We start from the raw sequence: 19,892 nt of genomic DNA, 5'->3' as shown, positions 1-19,892 counted from the left end.
TGGTGGGCACTGCAGGAACGTTCACGTCTTGTAAGGACTATGATGACGACATCGAAAGCTTGGATAATCGCGTATCAGCAGTAGAAAAGCTGGTAAGTGACCTTCAAGCTAAGATTGACGCTGGATCGGTCATTACCGGCGTTGACAAAACAGAAGATGGCATTGTCATCAAATTAAGCAATGGCGAATCTTATCCTATCAAGAACGGAACAAACGGCACAAACGCTCCCGTTTGGAGTATTGTAAAAGACGCTAACGGTGACTATTGGTGGGCTAAAGACAATGTACAAACGGAGTTCCCTGCACGCGGTGAAAAAGGTGAACCGGGCAACGGTAGCGCTGGTCAAGACGCTAAAACTATCTATTACTACCCAGGTACTGAAGAAACTGGTAAGTTGCATGGCCAAGCAGAAGCTGGCTACTGGGTGAAAGTAACAGAAGAAAAGGGTAAAGATCCTTTGTATGAAGTACAAACTACGAAATGGTTACCGGAAGGAACACTTTCGGCTGTTTGGAATACAAAGGATGAGACTCTGACTCTTGGTAACATGAAGGATGAGAACGGCAAATTGGTTGAAAAGACTATTTCTCTGACTACTAAGTTGAAAGCATTGGTATTCATTCCTGATTTGTATGAAGACGGAGTAGAAGCTACTAAATACAAATATGCCAACGGTGATTTCATCGAAGCTGAAAAGAACGCAATAGAAAGTAAAGATGACCACAATGTAGCTTATGTAATCAAGAAAGGTACAAGTGCTACCAATTGGATTACTTTGAAAGATGCCACTAAGAAAACTTATTGGATGCCTTCAACCAGCGCAATGTACTATCACTTGAACCCGCTGAATGCCAAGCTGAAAGATATTGAGTGGAAATTCTTGGCAGCTACTCCGGAATATGTAACTACAAAAGCTGCTCCTGCTGTGGTAACCCCTATCTTCCAAAACGCAGGTAAGACCATTGACGGCGAAAGAATGTATGCTACATACAAACTCTCTGTAGAGGATTTGAAGAAGGGCAATTTGAGCACTCCCGGTGAAAACAACTATATTTCTATCGCAGCTCTGGAAGCAACATTGGTTAATGGCGAAAAAGAAGGTGAAGAAAAGTCTACAGTTACTTCTGACTATGCAGCCATCATGCCGATGATTCAAGGTTTTAAAGCCATTGCGTATACCGATGACAGCAAAATCGTAACAAAAAACACTTGTAAACCTGAACTGTATAAGACAGCTAAGGAAGCTATCGAAAACGTATATACTGTTCCTGCACAATACAATGGTGGTTCTATTGAATTGGCAGATTTACTGTGTATCCATCATGTAGAAAACTTTGGAGAGAAAATTACTGCAACCACTCACAAAAGCATGAGTCTTGCTGAAGCTGCCCAGCTATATAATCTGACTCTCAAGTTTGAAGCTGTTCACTATATCAGCGGTGACAATGATACAGAGGAAAATGCTTACTCTCAATTGGAAGAAGACGGTACTTTCACTCCTTGCTATGTAAACGACAAAGAAGAAAGTGTGGTTATTCCTGAAGGAAGCACAGAAAAGATTGGCAGAAGTGCTATCGGTCGTCGTCCGGCAGTATTGGTTAAACTGGTTGATGCAACAAATAATGTAGTATTAGCAGGTTACATCAAGTTGGAAATCACTGAAAAAGCCGCTACTCCTGATGCAATTGTTATTGACAAGAGCACTCCGCAGTTGCCGTACTTGTGTGGTGAACAAACTGTATCCATCACTTGGAAAGACATGTCCGGTAAGATTCTTGAAGAACTGGGTATGACCAAGGAAGAATTCACAAAGGGTTATACATTTGTAAAAGACGAAACTTATGTAGCAGACGGTAAGGGTGGCTTCATTCAAGTAACAGCTGCTAATAAATTTGCAGCAGACAATACTTACGGTGTAGTTACTGAAACTCCTGACGGTAACACTAGTACAAATGCTATCCTGAACTGGACTAGCAATAAGACTCAAAGAGACCAGCTCATCAAGGATTACAAAGATCGCGCCTTGACACTTTATGGCAAGTACAAACCTGTAGCAGGTGGAACAACTTACGCTATTTACGTAGGTATCAAGATTTCCATAGCAGAATTGCCGACTACTGCAAGTTATGGTAACAAACGTGATGCGTTCTGGTATCCTGCTGAAACAGCTTTGGCTGACAGAGATACTGTACGTACCAATGTTCCTGCTCCGGATGCAGCAAACAATGTAGCAAATTATGTGAAGAATCTTGATGACTACTTCTATCACTACGTAACAGAAGCTGGAAAAGAAGTTGAAAAATCAGGCATCGAATTCATTGTATCAGAAGCTTCCAAGCCGGTTTATGGTGAAATCTGGAACAACAAAGACAAAGGTATGGAAATCAAGTACAGCTACTTGTTCTCTGCTAAGAACGATGGTCTGACTATAGGTGGAAAGAAGTTGTTTGTAAGTACAGTTGAAGCTGACAAGAGCAAGAGCAGCACTAAGTTATACTGGGGTGAAAAGAGAGCAACCGCTTCTCTCATCGCAACTCTTGATAAGACAGCCAAGACAATTACTTATGCAAACAACGATGAAGCAAAAGTATTCTTGAACCTTTTCGGTCATAACGAAAACAAGCCTAACCAACAGTTTGCCATCATCGAGGTATCCGCTGTTTATGGTGACTGCGAAATTGAACTGGCTCCCGCTTACAACTTCAACGCTCGCTTCTTGCGTCCGCTGGATATTGAAAGCAACGACAAAGCCAAGTTCTTGGATGCAGAGGCTAACGGTTCTTCCGTATTACTTGGTAACTTGTTCAAGGCCAACGACTGGCGCGACAAACCGGTTATCGTATACAATGATAAAGACAAAGTATATGAAGCTGCTAAAGAAAACAACGTTAACTTGTACGAATACTACGGTATCAGCGCAATAACTTTGGATATTGACAATGCAACTTGTGACGTTAATGTTATCGGTGAACAGAAGCCTATCAACAAGGACGTTATCAAGCTGACAATCCTTGATAAAGTAGGTGGTACTGCAATTTCTAACCCGATTGACATCAAAACTACCAACATCAGCAAGTTGAACTCTGTAGTATTGAACTACAAGAACAATATGGGTAACACTAAAGACTTCACCATCATGGTTCCTGTAAAGGTCACATACACATGGGGTACAGTAAGTGCTAAAGTTGCCATTGCTGTTGATGGTACTATTGCCAACAGATAATTTTGTAAAGAACTCATCGCATCCTAAAATGCGGTAATATAATAAAGGTGCGTCATAATAAGGTGACGCACCTTTTTCTTTAACAATGCATGATTAATAAATATATCGACAATGAAGAATAAACAAATCCTTTTTATGCTTTTTCTCTCAGCAGGCTTTCTACTCGGAGCATGTTCAACAAAAGGACACGAAGAGAAGATGAAGACACAGAAAGAGGCAGAAGACGAGTTTGTAGCTACTTTGACTGCTGCAGACTCAAGCGCTGTTCTTACATTATGTACACAGTGTATGGATCTTCTAAAAGCTAAAGAGACTGACAAAGCTCTTGATATGCTTTACTCCATTGATGAAGCTGGTATAGCCAAACCCCTAACGATACAGCAACGGGAAGCACTGGCCAAACGTTTCCAGCGTTTCCCGGTAATTCGTTATCGATTGGATTACCTCAGCTTCTCTACACAAGGAAATAATGACGTGAAGTACAAAATAGAATTTACGCCACGTTCAGATTCTGACACTCCAGGTAGTAGTATGGGGTTCATGTTCAACCCCATAAAAGCAAATGGGGAATGGGTACTCGCCATCAAAGACGGTAGACAGCCTAGTCGCGAAGCTGCTACCCCACTCCATGATGATGCACCTGCCCCAGTAGATGTAATTGTAGAAAAGTAATCAAAAACACAAGAAAGGCCCTCCTTTTTGTAGGAGAGCCTTTCTTTATATTCCACAAATCGTTTTACTACATTTAGAAGAGATACGCCGCAGACACCTGCCAAGTCTTATTCTTGGCACCGATGGCCTTACCCGCCTCCTCCCACGTAAATGAGTCGCCCATCGGGAGCTGATAGGTCACGCCAACCTGGAGATGCTTCAGCAGCTTCACACCGGCACCCAAATTAAGTGCCACTTGAGCCTTCTTGCGGTCTACGTAATCCTTCTTCTTGAAGTCGAAGAAGAAATCGGGACCGGCAGCTATATAAATACCCAACAAGCTACCCAAGCCAATGGTATATTTCAGATTTACGGGTACTTCCAGTCCTGTTTGCTTCACCTCGTCCTTGCCGCGCTGAGAGAACAGCAAAGCACCATCAACACCCAAGCCTACAATGGGAATGGTAAACTCAGCCATCGGACCAATAAAGAAACCGGTAGAATTATCCTTGTTTCCCTTATATCCACCATCCCAATCTATTTTCGTCATATTCACACCACCCTTAACACCCCACTTCAATAGTTGGGCCTGGGCAGGCATAGCCATAAACATACAGCATACAGCTATCACGAAAGCACTAAAAATCTTTTTCATAATCAATTGTGTTTAATATTACGGGACAAATATATGCAAATTCTTCCTAAAGAAACAACATCTATTAGCATTTGTTCATTTAAGAGAACAATGAATCACAAAACGCATTACCTTTGCAACCTAAATCAAAGAAAGATACCACACAGATAAAATAAAAAGCTATGATAAAAATCAGAAAGACGCAACCCACAGACATTACAATCCTTATGGACATCTTTGAACAAGCGAAGCACATCATGCGGAAAGACGGAAATATGCTGCAGTGGAGAGGCAACTACCCTTCCAGGGAAATCGTCATAGCAGACATCGAACAAGGAAACAGCTATGTGTGCACCGACGATACCGAAGAAATTATCGGAACCTTCGCCTTTATCCGTGGAAACGACCCCACATATACGCATATCTATGAAGGAAAATGGGTGGAAGATACGCTTCCTTACGGCGTCATTCACCGGCTGGCAAGTACAGAACACAGCAAAGGAGTGGCCAATGCCTGCCTGCAATGGTGCTACGAACAAATACCCAACCTACGTGCAGATACCCACCGGGACAATCATATCCTGCAATACATACTGAAGAAGCACGGATTCAAATATTGCGGCATCATCCTTCTGGCCAATGGAGACGAACGGCTGGCATTCCAAAAAGTAGAAGGATAGACAAGGAAACCACGAATCTTTCATTTAAAGGAGTTATCAGCCGACAAGTCGGTTTAGGAGTTAAAGCCAATACTCGTGCATATGTATTCACAGAAGTATCGGCTTTAACTTCTTCAACTCCTGACGGAGCGGAGCGAAGTGATAACTCCTCCAATTCCTTTAAATGAAAGAACCGGGCAAGAAAACTCAAATAATCATAACCCTTCAAACATTATCTGCCATATAATTGTATATATAGCAGGTTTCCACAATGTTGTGGAAAACAAAAACAAGATAACATATGAAGGATTATAAACGTATGACAGTCGGCGAAATCGTAGCCGACAACTTCAACAATGCCGGGATATTTGATAAATATGGCATTGATTTCTGCTGCCATGGTTCCGCACTGCTTCCCGAAGCCAGTAAAACTGCCGGAGCCGATATGGAGAAGGTGATAGAAGAAATAGAGCATCTGGCTCCGACAACCTCCGAAAATATTGATTTCAAGAGTTGGCCTCTGGACTTATTGGTGGACTATATTCTCAAAATCCACCACCGTAATATCCGTACACAAGGTCCCGAGATTGAAGAACTGCTGGATAAAATATGTCGCGTACACGGTGAAAAACATCCGTCACTCTACAATGTGCAGGCTCTCTTTCATGATTCCCTCTCCGACCTCAATGCCCATCTCGACAAAGAGGAACTGGTACTGTTTCCCTACATCTATGAGATGGTAAAGGCTAAGCTGGAAAATACTCCCCTGCCCGAATTCCACTGTGGAAGCATCGAAGCTCCCATATCCGTCATGATGGCAGAACATGACATTGAAGGAGAACGCTATCGCCACATAGAGCATCTGACCAACGGCTATACAGCTCCAGAAGATGCCTGCAACAGTTACCGCCTCGTACTCCAACAGCTTAAAGCATTTGAAGAGGCCTTGCACCAGCACATCCATCTGGAAAATAATATCGTTTTCCCACGCTCCATCAAAATGGAAGCAAAATTAAGAGAACAGCCATGACACAAATCAGAATCAAACGGGTATATGAAGAACCCGATGCAACAGACGGCTACCGTGTATTGGTGGACCGGCTGTGGCCTCGCGGCATAAAAAAGGAACATCTGAAATACGATGTCTGGGAAAAGGATATTACCCCTTCACCTGAATTAAGAAAATGGTTTCACGAAGACCAAGCGGAACACTGGGAGGGGTTTGCAGCCATGTATCGCAAGGAACTGGAAAATTCGGAAGCCGCCCTTAGGTTCATTGACACCATAAAACACCACCATACCATAACCTTACTATATGCTTCCAAAGCACCGATATACAACCATGCACGCATCCTGCAACGGTTTCTGCAGGAGCACTTAGACTAATTACTCACAATCTTTACAGTAAAAGCAAAGATGAACTGTAACTCTGGAAAGGCTGTTCAACGAATTGGTGCTACAAGGACACAAACTTCTTTTTCAAGTCGTCCACTCCCATTCCCGTAAAATAATCCTCTATAAAGTCCCAGCGCTGTTCATCCGTCAGCTTATCTGTTCCGAAGAAGAAAGAGAACAAGTCAATCTGCTCCTGGAATATCTGCCCGTTGGTATCCAGAATCAGATTGCGGTAATCATCGCCAAGCGCAAGTTCCTGCAGAGTTTCGGGGTCATTGAAACGGACAAATACGCAAGGCGTACCGCCACCCTCCACACTGAACGAAAGGCAGTCGAGCATAGAAAGCAGATTAAGCAGCATATTCAAGTCCGAGAAAGGAGTGCAATAAAACACCAGGCGGTCTCCCTTACTGCCCACTATGCGTTGGCTAAACAGTTTTTGATAGCGCGACAAAAGCAAATCAAAGCCTTTGGTCACCGTAAAAGAGAGTTCATTGGAATCCTTCTTTTTCACACTGCTGATATAGCTTACACTGCGGCCTTCCTCCGTGCGACTCTCCAGCAGGGAACCGATAAAGCGTTTGGCAGAGCGCACGTCCATGCCATGCTCGGCAAAGACAGCCCGCAATTCTTCTTCATCAAAACGTCCTTTCGACTTTATCAATGACGTTTTCAGCATCGTTGTCAGGCTCTTGAACAAGGCATCCATCCGCTCACGGATGACAGTGGCATCTTCCTTCAACAACACCTCATGCTTGCCTACAGACACGGCACGGGCTCCCTCCCACAACGTTCCATTATTCAGTTTCTGTTTGAATTCCTTGTAGCCAAGCTCAGGGAAACGCTCTTCCCAAAGCGCTTCCAGACGTGCGACGTAAACCCCGTCCTCCCCTTCTACCTTTGTCAGATAGCTATGGAATTCACGGGCAAAGACATCACCCGTCTTGTCCTGGACATATCCTTCGGTCAACAGATTCTTGGGGCTGATTTCAAGCAGATGCCTTCCATAACGCTGCATCAAATCGTCTTCCAGCCAAAGCAAGGCGGTCTTGATGAGCTGTCCCAACTCCGCTTCATACTCCAGCTTGTTCTTTGTACGCGGCAGTTTCACCACAAACTCGAAATCGGACAAAGATACCATGATTTCCGGTTTTTCCCCTTTCATGCGGTACACTTCCATGAGTTTTCTCAGAATAAGCACCAGCTGTTCCTGGGCAATGTTCCCTGTCTGATGCAGACGCTTCATATAATAGAAATCCCGTTCATGGTAGTCGGTAGCGGCAATACCCTGTATCTCCGTATCACGCGCGGCACGCCCTATCTCCTGAATATAGTCGACAAACGTACTGGATGGCGCCACATGGTATACACGGTCTATATCACTGATGTCCACTCCCATACCAAAGGCTTTCGTAGCCACAATCAGTTTCTTGGTTCCTTCCTTGAACTCTTGTACAATGGCAGCTTTCTGTTCCTTGTCCTTCTTGCCATAATAGGAGGCAACCAGACGCCAGTCCGCCGGCTTCACCCACGTCTTCAAGCGCATGTCGATGCCACCCGCAAAAGGATAATAGAGCAATGTCTTGTGCCCGTCCAGGAAGTCCTCCACCCGCGCAGCCACCACGCGCTGCTTTGCCTTGTCGTATGTCTCCCCGTCCTCCATCTCCATCTGACGGATGTCAAAGCCAATATTCCGGCGCTTCACTGTACCTACATAAAGCACGCAAGGCTCCATCTGCAAGGAACGAATAGTCTCGAATATCATGTCATTACCTCCTTTCGGGTTCCAGACAGCCGTAGCAGTCAATGCAAACAACGGGAAATTATAGCCGAGAGTCTGTTTCAAAGCAGTCAGGTAGCGCCCCAAGAACCAATAGTCCACGCGGAACTCCTTGCCCCACGTAGTGACCGTATGCGCCTCATCGACCACCACCAGACCGATGCGGCGCTCGCCTACAAAATGCTTAATGTCGTAAGAGAGAAGCAATTCCGGCGAGAGATAGAACAAATCAATCTCCCCCTCACGCACCTGCCGGTAAACCTCCATCTTCTGTTCCGGCGATAAATCGGACGAGGCGTATGCCACACGCATATACCCCAGCTCTTGCAGACTTTCCACCTGGTCTACAATCAACGCCTTCAAAGGGGAAACCACAATGGTAAGCAGATTATACTCCTTCCCCAGATAGATGGCAGGAAGCTGGAACAACAAGGATTTTCCGGAGCCGGTAGGGGCAGTCAGCAAGATATTGTCTACCTGCGTTTCACCTTTCCAAGCCTTTTCAGCCTCCAGTATAACGTTCTCTATCAGCTGTCCCTGCGAAATGCAGAGTTTCTCTTTTCCCTTGGACAAGTCATCGTAAATCTCAAGATTACGAAACTGTTCGTAGCCGTAAGTCTCCTTTAAAATCGTGTTTATGGTTTCGCGGCAGTTTTCAGGCAGATGCCTTTCCTTCAAATCCGGTAACCGGCGTGTTGTTGCTTCTTGTACATTCATTATTATTGTAGTGTGGGGGTATTAAAAAGAAAAGAAGCAATTCTTCAACCATAGTTATCGGTTTTGGAATTACTTCTCCCTATGTTTCAAAATATTACCAGACATACCGGTAAGTTTTTTCTTTTAAAGCGTATCAATATTCCTCCTCGTTGAAGAAAAAGTCCTCTTTGCTGGGATAATCGGGCCAAATATCTTCTATGCTTTCATAAATCTCGCCTTCATCTTCCATTTCCTGCAGATTCTCAATCACTTCAAGCGGAGCACCCGAACGCATGGCATAATCTATCAATTCATCCTTAGTTGCCGGCCAAGGAGCATCTTCCAGTTTAGATGCTAATTCCAATGTCCAATACATAGTCTCTAGTATTAAAATTGTGAATATTAAGTCCTATTTCTATTTTTCGGCAAAAGTATAACAATTTATTTCACTTGCAACTATTATTCCAAAATATTTCACCTTTTTTGTCGTCTTGATTCATTTTACGGGAAAGAACGAACAAATAATCAGACAAGCGGTTCACGTAAGCCAGTAATTCCGAAGCGATTTCCACTTGTTCGGCCAGAGCAAGAATCCGACGCTCTGCACGACGGCAAACCGTACGGCAAACGTGGCAGACTGCCGCACCGCGACTTCCGCCGGGAAGAATAAAGGCTGAAAGAGGAGGCAAAAGAGTATCCAAACGGTCTATCTCCCGCTCCACCATTTCCACCTGCTCCGGGCTGATGATACTGGCTTCTTTCAGCTCCATTTTCTCCCGGTCTGTGGCCAGATGAGAGCCTACGGCAAAAAGTCTGTCTTGCACTTGCTGCAGAAAATCTTTATCCTTCCCGTCAAGCAGGTACGTGATGAGAAGACCCAGATTGGAATTCAGTTCATCCACCGTACCATACGCCTCAAGGCGGATATGCGTTTTAGGTACACGGGTTCCGCCTACAAGAGAGGTGGTTCCTTTATCTCCGGTTTTGGTGTATATCTTCATAAGGAATTAATGTTTAGGGGTTAGGGATTAATGTTTAGCAGCCAGTAAGTGGAGCTAAGCACTAATCACTAACCGCTAATCACTATTGAAACGCCTAAAGATAATCAAAAGTTGACAATATAGTCTTGTTTTATCTTTGTTTTATCGAAGAATATGATACCAAGGTCATAAAGGTCGAACGTAATACCCGCCCGCCCGTCCTGCTTCATACGTTTCCAGAGGGCAGACATCTGCGGAGTGTAACGGATACCCTCAATCACAAAAACAGACTTTCCCCTGGTACGGGCAGAACAGATGCGGAAGACCTCCTCTACAAAATCGGGATGACGATAATCGTGCAAATAAAGGAAATCAACGGGAACGCCACTCTCCAGAAAGAGCTCGGAAAGGTCGGAAGCCGAAGTATAATCTGCTCCCTCCTTCCCCGCTTTCAGATAGAGGGCAGAAGCGGCAAGCGTACCGGCATCTACAATGGTCTCCGGCTGGGTATAGTTTACCAGACGGAACAGAAGGCGTTTTACTTTCTTCGATTCGTACTTCCAACGTTTATCTTTCTCCAGCTCCAGTTGCTTCTGTGCCTTGGCCAGCTCTTCATATTTATAATAAGCCGTACTTTCGTAAATTACATGCGTAATCAGGTTAAAGGCAAAAGGAGAATGTACACCGTAGCCGCAACGGTGCCGGAAACGGTACAGCCAGATAAAAGGCCGTTTTAGAGTAAGCAAAATACGATTCATTATTTTAATGCGCTAATGTACCTTCGAAAGTCACCCCTTCACCCGAAGAATAATTCTCCGTAACAGTCAGGAGTACCTTGTTATCCTCAAAGCAGAGCGTAAGCCCAAGAGCGCTTATCCAGTTGACATAATGTACTTTCAGTTGCAAAGCATCAGGTGACGCCCACGCATAACTGCCTGCCACCTGGAAAGGGCCTTCTATACCCTTAAAACGCCCCTTTGCAGCAACCGAATACGGAGGATAGCCATCAATTGCCGCTTTCGACCATTGCTTATAGCCAAACGGAAGACTGTATGTCTTTCCGTCTTTCTCCACCACAGTCATCACTACTTCTTGCTGCTTGAATTGCAGTTCGATGGATTGCCATCCGTATTTGTTCTCTCCGAGCAGGATGCGCTTGCCTGCGTATTTCTGTGAAAGGGAGGAAGCAGCCTTTCCTTGCACCAACGGCAGTTGATAAGAACGCTGTTTCTTCTGCAGGCGCTTGTAGTCCTTACCGGGCACTAATGCCTGGTCACCTGTCTCCGGCAACAAGCGGTTCCAGACCAGACGACGCTGCCGACGACCGTCTATCAATGTACATTCGGTAATGACCACTACCATATCCTTATCCGGAACAATCAGAATGTATTGTCCCAAAGCCCCGTCAGCACGTACAGCACCCGGATATTCGCAAAGCCACATCTGATAGCCATAATCTCCTATCTGTCTGGTCATCATCTGCTCCACCCAGGAAGCCGGAAGCAACTGCCTGCCTTCCCAAACACCCCGGTTCAGCAGCAGCAATCCGAATTTTGCCAATGACTCGCTCTGGATATGCAGTCCCCAGCCACCGGTATTGATGCCTTCAGGGCTTATCTCCCACGCAACGTCCGTGATATGCATCGGGATGAAAAGCTTCTGCTTCAGATAATCCAGCAAGGTCATGCCCGTCACCTTCTGCACAATGGCAGAAAGCATATAGGTACTAATCGAATCATATTCAAACTTCTTGCCCGGAGTTTTCACCGGTTTGGCAAGGAAGGTACGTATCCAGTCGGGAGTGAGGTTGCGCATATTCCAGTCGGGAGTGACACCCGATGTCATGGTAAGCAGGTCACGGACAGTCATGTCTGCCAGATTAGTGGAAACCGAATCCGGAAGAAGCTCCGGGAAGAAAGCACCGACGCGGTCTGTCAAACGCAAGCGGTTGTCCGCAATGGCAAGTCCTACGGCAGCCCCGACAAAGGTTTTGGAGCAGGAATACATGGTATGGCGATATTCCGGCGCGAACGGAGCCGGATAGATTTCTCCGATGACCTTGCCGTGACGCACCACCACCACGCTGTGGATGTCTGTTTTCGGCAATGCCATCAGTGAATCAAACAAGGCAGTGACAGCCTTGGAAGGGACTCCTTCTGCCTCGGGTGTGGAACGTGGCAACTCATTGATTTGTGCATGAACTGCCAACGCTCCCAGCAAGCCGAGAAACAAGAAGAAAAAACGTACTCTATTTTTCATAATTATCTAAGATATTTGTTCTACATGCACTGCAAATGTACAGCATTCGGACGCGAAAGACAAATAACTTGATAATTTTGTCGGAGGGGAACGTTCCTATAAGAAATGTATGGTCACCGCCTCTCCCTTGTTCAAATCCAACGGAAATGCCGGTTCTTTGTAAGTATGCGTACGTCCTCCTATCTTCACTTGGGCACGAACGGCGCCTGCGGGCATCTTTAGGATGAATTTACCCGGAACAAGAGCGGTAACAACAGCCCTCGTTGCCCGTCCATCCTTCCAGTCCAGGTCTATGGAAGCACCGCCGCGTACGCGCATTCCACGGAAGTTACCGGTAGTCCAGCTATCCGGCAGGGCAGGAAGCAGATGGATAAAGCCTTCATGACTTTGCAGCAGCATTTCGCCGACTCCCGCCGCGCCACCGTAGTTGCCATCAATCTGGAAAGGAGGATGCGAACAGAACAAATTAGGGAAAGTGCCGCTACCATGACCTCCCGTCGCAGCATCGACAGCAGGATGCAGCAAACTCTTGAAAAGTTTCCAAGCACGGTTTCCGTCACCCAAACGAGCCCAGAAGTTTATCTTCCAAGCACGGCTCCAACCGGTACCCTCATCTCCACGACGGTTCAAGGTCATCCGGCAGGCTTCGGCAAGCTCGGGGGTGGACTCCGGCGAAATCAAGTTTCCCGGATGCAGGCCGTAGAGATGGGAAACGTGGCGGTGGTGCACATCCACTTCCTTATAATCTTCCAGCCATTCTTGCAAGTATCCTTCCTTACTGATTTGCATGGGCGGAAACTTCTTCAGGTCTGCCTCAAGCTTCGCCACATAGTCCGCATCACAATCCAGCAGGCGGGCGGCGGCAATGACATTGGTATAAAGCTCGGTGAGCAGTTGCACATCCATAGTGGGACCCATACAGATGCTGACGGGAGTCACGCTGTCACCCGGCACATAGAAACTATTTTCCGGAGAAGAAGTGGGGGCAGTTACCAGCCAGCCATGAGAAGGCTCCTGCACGGTGGTGGAACTAAAGAACCGGGCGGCACCTTTCAAGACGGGATAAATACGACGCAGATAATCCCTGTCTTGCGTATACAGATAGTGTTCCCACAGATGGGCACACAGCCACGCACCACCGGTATTGGTCGCTCCCCAGGAAGGATGTTCACCGGGAGCGGTGTAATTCCATACATTGGTCATCATGTGGAGCACCCAGCCATCTGCCTCATCGCCATAGAAAGTACGCGCACTTGCTTCTCCCGAAGGGACAAGGCGCTCCATCAACGTTGTCAACGGCTGATAGAGTTCGGAAAGTCCGGCTTGCTCCAAGGGCCAGTGGTTCATCTGGATATTGATGTTCGTATGGTAGTCCCCGTTCCAGGGAGTCGATACTCCATTTGTCCAGAGTCCTTGCAGATTGGGCGGCAGACTGCCGGGACGGGTACTGCTGATAAGCAGATAGCGTCCGTAGTTATAGTACAGAGCAGCCAATGCCGGCGACTCCTGCTGTGTGAAGCGGAGGATGCGCTCGTTCGTCGGGAGCGTATCATCCGGCGTGGCAGGAAGCGTCAAGGAAACACGGTCGTAGAGGAAACGGTGGGCAGTGACATGGTTGGATAATGAAGAATGGAGAATGGAACATGGAGAATTAGCGGGGGTGGTGAAAGGACGGAGCAAGCTGTCGCAGACTTCCGCATAGCGTTCGCCCGGGAAGTCGGTACCGGCAGCGGCATAGGAGGTAGCGGCAGAAAGTATCAACCAGGCTTCCTGCCCGTTCTTCAAGCAGATACCATTTTCCGGGCTGACAGATGATTCACCACCGTTCTGCACGAGTTGCATCGCCACACGGTATTTCATACCGTCCAAACCGGGTTTACCGCTTTCCAACATGCCGTCCATCAAAAGGGTGTTCCCTTGGACAGTCACCAGGCTATGTTCTGCACGGCTCAAACGGGCAGAGAAGTTCAGAGTCCCTTCACGTCCGGCAACCAGATGAATCAGCATGACATCACGGTCACGGGAAACAAAATACTCACGGCGGTAATCGACATCTTCCAGCCTAAAAGCCGTGTATGCCACCGCATCGCGTAAGTTGAGCCAACGGCGATAGTTGTTTAATGGAGAATTGAGAATGGATAATGAAGAATTGTAGGTAAAATCTATATCCAAATCACCCAATACCTGATAGGTTCCATATCTCCCGTCAGTCTCCTGCTTCTTCGGAACGAAACTGCTGTACATCAGCTCCTGTGCTTCGCGGTTCTTTCCCTCAAACAGCAGTTGCCGGATGGCAGGCAGACTCTTCGAGGCATCCGGATTACTATAATCCGCCTCCATTCCGCTCCATAATGATATTTCATTCAGCACAATGTGCTCACGGAGAATGCCCCCGTCGGGCATCATGCCCAAGCGTCCGTTGCCCAAAGGAAGAGTCTCCTCCCAGATAGCGGCGGGCGATGTATAGTATAGCTGATGATTACAACTGTCGGCAGGGGTATCGGCAGCACGAAGCAGCAACGAGGCTGCAAGCAGAAATAGAGTGGCAAGTGTCTTCATATTGTTTTTTGATTCTGATTTCAGGCTACAAACTTACCGCATACATTTTGCAACATTACTGCATACACTTTGCAGCATTGCTGCATACCTTTTGCAGTGACGCTGCAAAGCAATTGCAGTAGCGCTGCAAAAGGTATGCAGTACCACTGCAAAATAGTTGCACTGATTTTGCAGTGGTTACGCACTGATTATAAGATTATTGCATTTCGAACGGAACTACACCACGGACGTCGGCAGACGAAGCGCAAACGTATGCCTTGAACTTGCCCGGTTCGTACTTCCAAGCTGCGGAAGCCTCATCGTAGAACTTCAAATCATCCGGAGTAAGGGTGAAAGTCACGCTCTTCTCCTCGCCCGGCGCCAAACCGACTTTTGCAAAATGTTTCAGTTCCTTTACAGGACGAAGCACACTGCATTTATCATCGCCTACATAAAGCTGTACAATCTCTTTTCCGGCAATGCTACCCGTATTCTTCACGGCAACTGTCACCGTCAGCGTACCGTCGGCAGCCATGGCCTTGGCAGAAGCCACCGGTTTGCCATATGTAAAGGTAGTATAGCTCAAGCCATGACCGAAGGGGAAGAGAGCCGGAATCTCCTTGGTGTCGTGCCAACGATAGCCCACCAGAATATCTTCCTTATACTCCTGCTTAATGCTGTCGCCCGGATAACTGAGTTCATCAAAAGCATGTGCACCGCAATCCGTCAACTTGGCAGGGAAAGAAAAGGGCAACTTTCCGCTTGGATTCACCGCACCACTCAGGATGTCAGCCAGAGACTTGCCACCCATGGAGCCTAAATACCAGCCTTGCACAATGGCAGGAACCCGGGATACCCACGGCATTTCCACCGCATTACCACTGAGAAGCACCAGAACCAGGTTCTTGTTTACCCCCAGCAAAGCTTCAATCAGTTCATCCTGCCCGAAAGGCAAGCCGTATTCCAGACGATCGCCGCCTTCACAATCCTGGAAGTGGTTCTTGTTCAATCCGCCTACCAGTACCACCAAGTCTGCCTTTTTCGCCATTTCCACGGCTTCTGCACGGAGTGAGTCTACCACATTCTGCGGAATTTCATCTGCACGGCCGTACATCGGACGACCGGCGGCATAGCCTTTCGCATAGGCTACCTTATCACCATAAACGGCACGCAAGCCATCCAGCGGAGATACCATATCCTTCACTTTCAGTTCGGAAGAGCCTCCTCCCTGATTCAGCAAGCGTACGGCATTATCGCCCACCACCAGGATATTCTGATACTTGGCTGCATCAATCGGCAGCAACGGGGCACCTTTCTTTATCACCGGAGCATTCTTCAACAGCACAATTCCCTCATTGCCTATCTCGCGGGCAGCGGCATAATGCTCTTCCGTAGCTACCGAACCATAGGGTTTCTGACGGTTCATCGCCGTACGGAATATCAAGCGAAGAATGCGGGAAGCCTTGTCATCTATTGTAGACATCGGCACTTTGCCATCTTTCAACATCTGGAGGTAAGGGTTGGCAAGGTAATAATCGTTATAGGTAAATACACTCTCGGACGTCAGACCGTTGGTGTAAGAACCCATTTCAATATCCAGACCGTTGACGGCAGCTTCATAGGTGTCGTGGGCACCGCCCCAGTCGGTAATGACACAGCCGTCGAACTTCCAGTCATCTTTCAGAATCTTGTTCAGTGTGAAATCGTTATGGCAAGCGTGCTGGCCGCGAATCTTATTGTAAGCGCCCATAATGCTCCAGGCACCTCCCTCTTCTACTGCAGCCTTGAATGCCGGCAGATAGATTTCATACAGAGCACGGTCGCTAAGATTCACATCAATATGTCCGCGCCACAGTTCCTGGTTGTTCAGCGCATAGTGCTTGACACAAGCTGCCACTCCGTTCTTCTGCAACTCCTGGATGTAAGGTACGCACATCACACTGGCCAGATAAGGGTCCTCGCCCATATATTCAAAATTACGACCGTTCATCGGAGTACGGTAGATGTTGACGCCGGGGCCCAGCAACACATCCTTTTCACGATAGCGCGCTTCCTCACCGATGGCCTTGCCATACTTTGCAGACATGTCCGGATTCCAGGTAGCGGCCAGACAAGTCAAAGCCGGGAAAGCGGTAATGCTGTCATTGGTCCAGTTGGCATATCCCCAGTCATTCCAGTTGATTTCGGCACGGACACCGTGAGGGCCGTCGCTCATCCAAAGCTCGGGAATGCCGAGCCGCGGAACACCCGCACTGCTGAATTTACTCTGCGCATGGCAAAGGGCTACCTTCTCTTCCAGCGTCATCCGGCTGAGGGCATCCTTTACACGTGCTTCAATAGGTTGCGCATCGTCCATATAGACCGGTGTCTGTGCAGACACGGTACTGATGGAGCATGCAAGAAATAAGGTTGCTAAAAATTTATTCTTCATGTCTTAATTGGTTAATATGCTAATGTGCCAATTAGCACATCAAATTATCATTTAACTTTAATCGCCGTCGTCGCCTTCTCCAGTCCATCAGCCGTAGCCGTCACCTTGACACCACCCGGTTCACCGTTGTTCTGCAGTACCACCAGGCACTTTCCGTAGAAAGTCTTGCGGTGGTTGTCCTTGAACTTCTCCATAGAGATGGGGCTTCCGTTATCCACTCCAGCAATGAAGCCGGCACCTTCTACGGCAAAGGTCACATCGTTTTCGGCATTCGGACACAAATTTCCATCTTTGTCCAGAATCTCAACCGTAATGAAACTCAAGTCTTTGCCATCTGCCTGAATGGTACTGCGGTCGGGGCTGAGACGAATCTGCGCAGGTTCGCCCGCTGTCCGGATTTCCTGCTCGGCCACAGTCTTTCCTTCCTTGCGGGAAACAGCCTTTACCGTACCCGGCTCATACTTCACGCGCCACATGACGTGGAAATCGTCTTTTCCCTTGCTGCGCACACCCTGCGACTTTCCATTCACGAAAAGCTCCACTTCGTCGGCATTGTTATAATATGCCCACAAATCGATGTCTTGTCCCTCCGTCCAATTCCAATGCGGGAAAAGATGCAACACCGCCTTATCCGGACGCCACTCGGACTGATACATGTAGTAGACATCCTTCGGGAAGCCGGCCAAGTCGATAATGCCAAAGTAAGAGCTGCGTGCCGGCCAACCGTAAGGAGTAGGCTCACCGATATAATCGAAGCCCGTCCAGACGTATTGTCCACTGATAAAGTCGTTGTTCTTCACATGACGCATAGTACCTTCGTGACGGTTGCCCCAAGGAACATGACAGTTGTCGTAGGAGGAGCAAGAGAACGAGGCATCATAGAAAGGCTTGTCCCAACGTTCGGGCCAGATGAACATCGAATCACTCGGCATCCGGTAGTAACCGCGTGTCATCAGGCCGGAAACACTTTCCGTCACGATGAACGGCTTGCCGGGGAAGTTCTCGGGAACACCTGCAAACCAGTCGTCATGGTAATTGAAGCCGATAATATCAAGCGCACCGGAACGGAACAAATGATTGTTCGGGTTCGGCTCGTTGCAGCCTGCCGTCACGGGGCGCGTGGCATCGAGCTTTCTCACCATATCTGCCAGTTTCTTTGTCAGCAGTGAGTTGACGGACATTTCTCCGTCCTTTGCCAGCATATCCGCACTGTGACCGAAGTTCAAGACCAGATTGGCCTCTTCCAGACTCAAGGTGTCGGCTTTGGCATCCGTCCACTGCTCCAGCACTTCGTTGCCGATGCTCCACATGAAGATGGAAGGATGATTGCGGTCACGCACGATAAGGTCAGTCAAATCGCGTTCGTGCCATTCGTTGAAATAGCGTGAATAATCGTGGCGGGTCTTTTTCTTGCGCCACATATCAAAGGTCTCGTCCATCACGATGAAGCCCATACGGTCGCAAAGGTCGAGCAACTCCGGTGCGGGAGGATTATGGGAGCAGCGGATGCCGTTGCAACCCATTTCTTTCAGAATCTCCAACTGGCGCTCGATGGCGCGCGTATTCACCGCAGCTCCCAGGCAACCCAAGTCATGATGCATGCAGACACCATTTATCTTCACTTGTTCACCATTCAGGATAAATCCTTTTTGTGCATCGAAGCGGAAAGTACGGATGCCGGTAGGAGTATAGTAACGGTCGAGTACCTCGCCGGTCTGCTTATCCTTGAGGATGCTTTCTACCCTATACATATAGGGCGTATCAATACTCCAAAGACGGGGATTCTTCAAGTGTATCTCCTGCTCCACTTCTGCCGGAGTAAGAGGCATCAACTGCGCTTCCGACACAGCCTCACCCACCGCATTGCCGTCAGCATCCACTAACCGGGATTGCAGGACGACATCGGCCATCTGTGCTTCTGCATCGTACTGTAGTTTGGTGCGTATCTTCAACTGGGCACTGTTCTTCGACACATCTTCTGCCGTAACATAGGTACCCCATTGCGCTATATGAGCTGGATTCAGCTTTGTCAGCCATACATTACGGTAGATGCCGCAACCGGAATACCAGCGCGAATTGGGCTGTTCGGCATTGTCCACACGAACCGCCAACACATTCTCCACTCCCCACTTGATATAGGGAGTCAGGTCATAACTGAACGAGATGTACCCGTAGGGACGTGTCCCCAATTCATGGCCATTGATATAAACGGTGGAGTTCATATAGGCACCATCGAAATCTATGCGATAGCGTTTGCCCTCATCGGCCTTATCGGCAGTAAAAGTCTTGCGATACCAGCCTATACCACCAGGCAGTGCACCTCCACCCGTTCCCGAAGGATTGTCTTTACTGAATTCTCCTTCAATGGCCCAATCGTGGGGTAAGTTCAGTTTCCGCCAGTCTGCGTCATTATAATCCGGACGGGCTGCCGCCGTATCGTCTCCCAAGCGAAAGGCCCAGTCGGCAGTAAAATCCAAGCTACGGTCATCGCCAGCTACCTCTTTAGGAGCATTGCAACCGGCCAGCAGGGACAGCCCGATGGCCAAAGACAATATGATTTTATTCATAGTAATAAATATCTAAAAGATTATCGAGTGCCTATTCCTCTCTCACAGCTATTCAGAAGTAGGGAAGTTCCTGGCACC

General features: G+C 47.7%; 14 protein-coding genes. 5 read left to right on the top strand and 9 right to left on the bottom strand.

Annotated features, from left to right (window positions below):
* Positions 1-3,224 (top strand): PL29 family lyase N-terminal domain-containing protein (locus tag DXD78_RS04955; protein WP_117652551.1); only part of this gene is annotated, 3,224 nt, incomplete at its 5' end.
* A 111-nt stretch (positions 3,225-3,335) separates the two neighbouring features.
* Complete coding sequence (locus DXD78_RS04950; RefSeq protein ID WP_034529132.1) at positions 3,336-3,896, top strand: hypothetical protein; 561 nt, start codon at positions 3,336-3,338, stop codon at positions 3,894-3,896.
* 73 nt (positions 3,897-3,969) lie between these two features.
* Here DXD78_RS04950 and DXD78_RS04945 read toward each other — a convergent pair whose 3' ends face one another.
* The gene (locus DXD78_RS04945; protein ID WP_034529135.1) at positions 3,970-4,530 is read right to left on the bottom strand and encodes a porin family protein; all 561 of its coding nucleotides are present in this window, start codon (positions 4,528-4,530) and stop codon (positions 3,970-3,972) included.
* Between the two features lie 161 nt (positions 4,531-4,691).
* On the opposite strand from DXD78_RS04945, the gene DXD78_RS04940 reads away from it, so the two are divergent.
* The 3 genes from DXD78_RS04940 to DXD78_RS04930 all read left to right on the top strand — a co-directional run bounded on the left by DXD78_RS04940 (position 4,692) and on the right by DXD78_RS04930 (position 6,554).
* A complete protein-coding gene (locus DXD78_RS04940) occupies positions 4,692-5,189 on the top strand; it encodes a hypothetical protein (protein ID WP_005824447.1) in 498 nt (165 codons plus the stop codon).
* A gap of 280 nt (positions 5,190-5,469) precedes the next feature.
* A complete protein-coding gene (gene ric, locus DXD78_RS04935; RefSeq protein ID WP_005824443.1) occupies positions 5,470-6,198 on the top strand; it encodes an iron-sulfur cluster repair di-iron protein in 729 nt (242 codons plus the stop codon).
* Positions 6,195-6,554: a DUF488 domain-containing protein gene (locus DXD78_RS04930; RefSeq protein WP_005824440.1), complete on the top strand. Its 360-nt coding sequence runs from the start codon at positions 6,195-6,197 to the stop codon at positions 6,552-6,554. Before ric ends, DXD78_RS04930 begins: the two co-directional genes overlap by 4 nt.
* Positions 6,555-6,624: 70 nt before the next feature.
* Here the strand turns inward: DXD78_RS04930 and DXD78_RS04925 are convergent, their stop codons facing one another.
* The 8 genes from DXD78_RS04925 to DXD78_RS04890 form a co-directional block, all read right to left on the bottom strand.
* Positions 6,625-9,060 carry a DEAD/DEAH box helicase gene (locus DXD78_RS04925; protein ID WP_009037345.1) on the bottom strand — a complete coding sequence of 812 codons (2,436 nt, stop codon included), beginning with the start codon at positions 9,058-9,060 and terminating at the stop codon, positions 6,625-6,627.
* A gap of 133 nt (positions 9,061-9,193) precedes the next feature.
* Entirely contained in the window at positions 9,194-9,415 is a 222-nt protein-coding gene (locus DXD78_RS04920; protein WP_002558131.1) for a DUF2795 domain-containing protein, read from the bottom strand.
* A 70-nt stretch (positions 9,416-9,485) separates the two neighbouring features.
* Positions 9,486-10,040 (bottom strand): cob(I)yrinic acid a,c-diamide adenosyltransferase, encoded by a 555-nt coding sequence (locus tag DXD78_RS04915; RefSeq protein ID WP_009037346.1) that lies wholly within the window; start codon positions 10,038-10,040, stop codon positions 9,486-9,488.
* Positions 10,041-10,144: 104 nt separating this feature from the next.
* Positions 10,145-10,777 carry a hypothetical protein gene (locus DXD78_RS04910; protein WP_009037347.1) on the bottom strand — a complete coding sequence of 211 codons (633 nt, stop codon included), beginning with the start codon at positions 10,775-10,777 and terminating at the stop codon, positions 10,145-10,147.
* A 4-nt stretch (positions 10,778-10,781) separates the two neighbouring features.
* Positions 10,782-12,278 (bottom strand): 3-succinylated cholic acid synthase, encoded by a 1,497-nt coding sequence (gene bas-suc, locus DXD78_RS04905; RefSeq protein WP_009037348.1) that lies wholly within the window; start codon positions 12,276-12,278, stop codon positions 10,782-10,784.
* Positions 12,279-12,374: 96 nt separating this feature from the next.
* Positions 12,375-14,837 (bottom strand): glycoside hydrolase N-terminal domain-containing protein, encoded by a 2,463-nt coding sequence (locus tag DXD78_RS04900; RefSeq protein WP_009037349.1) that lies wholly within the window; start codon positions 14,835-14,837, stop codon positions 12,375-12,377.
* A gap of 196 nt (positions 14,838-15,033) precedes the next feature.
* Positions 15,034-17,247 (bottom strand): glycoside hydrolase family 3 C-terminal domain-containing protein, encoded by a 2,214-nt coding sequence (locus DXD78_RS04895; RefSeq protein ID WP_009037350.1) that lies wholly within the window; start codon positions 17,245-17,247, stop codon positions 15,034-15,036.
* A 47-nt stretch (positions 17,248-17,294) separates the two neighbouring features.
* Positions 17,295-19,814 carry a glycoside hydrolase family 2 TIM barrel-domain containing protein gene (locus tag DXD78_RS04890; protein ID WP_009037351.1) on the bottom strand — a complete coding sequence of 840 codons (2,520 nt, stop codon included), beginning with the start codon at positions 19,812-19,814 and terminating at the stop codon, positions 17,295-17,297.
* Positions 19,815-19,892: the final 78 nt, after the last annotated feature.

Source organism: Bacteroides sp. D20, assembly GCF_003436255.1.
Classification (GTDB): Bacteria; Bacteroidota; Bacteroidia; order Bacteroidales; family Bacteroidaceae; genus Bacteroides; species Bacteroides uniformis.
The sequence above is the reverse complement of the archived record's forward strand: the minus strand, read 5'-3'. Positions and strand labels throughout refer to the sequence as shown.

Coding starts and splice junctions, on each gene's coding strand:
- DXD78_RS04940 (WP_005824447.1), top strand. CDS start 4,692: ATGATAAAAATCAGAAAGACGCAACCCACAGACATTACAATCCTTATG.
- DXD78_RS04925 (WP_009037345.1), bottom strand. CDS start 9,060: ATGAATGTACAAGAAGCAACAACACGCCGGTTACCGGATTTGAAGGAA.
- DXD78_RS04915 (WP_009037346.1), bottom strand. CDS start 10,040: ATGAAGATATACACCAAAACCGGAGATAAAGGAACCACCTCTCTTGTA.
- DXD78_RS04890 (WP_009037351.1), bottom strand. CDS start 19,814: ATGAATAAAATCATATTGTCTTTGGCCATCGGGCTGTCCCTGCTGGCC.
- DXD78_RS04920 (WP_002558131.1), bottom strand. CDS start 9,415: ATGTATTGGACATTGGAATTAGCATCTAAACTGGAAGATGCTCCTTGG.
- DXD78_RS04900 (WP_009037349.1), bottom strand. CDS start 14,837: ATGAAGACACTTGCCACTCTATTTCTGCTTGCAGCCTCGTTGCTGCTT.
- DXD78_RS04895 (WP_009037350.1), bottom strand. CDS start 17,247: ATGAAGAATAAATTTTTAGCAACCTTATTTCTTGCATGCTCCATCAGT.
- DXD78_RS04910 (WP_009037347.1), bottom strand. CDS start 10,777: ATGAATCGTATTTTGCTTACTCTAAAACGGCCTTTTATCTGGCTGTAC.
- DXD78_RS04930 (WP_005824440.1), top strand. CDS start 6,195: ATGACACAAATCAGAATCAAACGGGTATATGAAGAACCCGATGCAACA.
- bas-suc (WP_009037348.1), bottom strand. CDS start 12,278: ATGAAAAATAGAGTACGTTTTTTCTTCTTGTTTCTCGGCTTGCTGGGA.
- DXD78_RS04950 (WP_034529132.1), top strand. CDS start 3,336: ATGAAGAATAAACAAATCCTTTTTATGCTTTTTCTCTCAGCAGGCTTT.
- DXD78_RS04945 (WP_034529135.1), bottom strand. CDS start 4,530: ATGAAAAAGATTTTTAGTGCTTTCGTGATAGCTGTATGCTGTATGTTT.
- ric (WP_005824443.1), top strand. CDS start 5,470: ATGAAGGATTATAAACGTATGACAGTCGGCGAAATCGTAGCCGACAAC.